We start from the raw sequence: 1,049 nt of genomic DNA, 5'->3' as shown, positions 1-1,049 counted from the left end.
CCCGCCTCCCAGTCGATCTGCGCCGACGGCGCATCCACATGGAGCGTCTTGGGCAGCACCCCGTGCCGCATCGCCATGATCATCTTGATCACACCTGCCACACCGGCCGCAGCCTGCGTGTGACCGATGTTCGACTTGATCGACCCCAGCAGCAGCGGCTGGCCGTCCAGCCGTTCCTGCCCATAGGTCGCCAGCAGCGCCTGCGCCTCGATCGGGTCGCCCAGCCGCGTGCCCGTGCCGTGCGCCTCCACCGCATCCACATCCGCAGCCGACAGACCTGCCCCAGCCAGGGCCTCACGGATCACCCGCTGCTGGGAGGGGCCGTTCGGCGCCGTGAGGCCGTTGCTCGCGCCGTCCTGGTTGATGGCCGAGCCTCGTACGACAGCGAGGATCGGGTGGCCGTGACGGAGGGCGTCGGACCGGCGCTCGACGAGGAGCATGCCCGCGCCCTCGGCCCAGCCGGTGCCGTCCGCACCGTCCGCGAAGGACTTGCACCGGCCGTCGGCCGCCAGACCGCGCTGACGGCTGAAGTCGACGAACGTCTCCGGCGTGGCCATGATCGCGACACCACCGGCGAGGGCCATGTCGCATTCGCCGTTGCGCAGCGCCTGGATCGCCCAGTGCAGGGCGACGAGGGACGACGAGCACGCCGTGTCAACCGTGACCGCAGGGCCCTCCAGGCCGAAGGCGTACGAGACGCGGCCCGAGGCGATGCTGCCGGAGATCCCGGTGCCGAGGTAGCCCTCCACGCCCTCGGGCAGGTCCTCGCCGTTGCCGTAGCCGCTCGCGTAGTCGTGGTACATCACGCCGGCGAAAACACCGGTACGGCTGCCCCGCATCGACGTCGCGTCGATCCCGGCCCGCTCGAAGGCCTCCCAAGAAGTCTCCAGCAGCAGACGCTGCTGCGGATCCATCGCAAGGGCCTCACGCGGCGAGATCCCGAAGAAGTCGGCGTCGAACTCGGCCGCCTCGTGCAGGAACCCACCCTCACGCGTATACGACGTCCCCGCATGATCCGGATCCGGGTGATACAACCCCTCCACATCCCA

1 protein-coding gene is annotated in these 1,049 nt (G+C 70.0%); it reads right to left on the bottom strand.

The genetic code is table 11. The annotated features are described in order from the left end of the window. Positions 1-1,049, bottom strand: a 1,049-nt coding sequence (locus ABZY31_RS31340; RefSeq protein ID WP_356417109.1) for a polyketide synthase, incomplete at both ends; no start/stop codon positions are given.

It is taken from the genome of Streptomyces sp. NPDC006529 (assembly GCF_040611795.1).
GTDB lineage: Bacteria > Actinomycetota > Actinomycetes > Streptomycetales > Streptomycetaceae > Streptomyces.
Note: the sequence above shows the minus strand (reverse complement) of the source record. Positions and strands in the feature narration are given on the sequence as shown.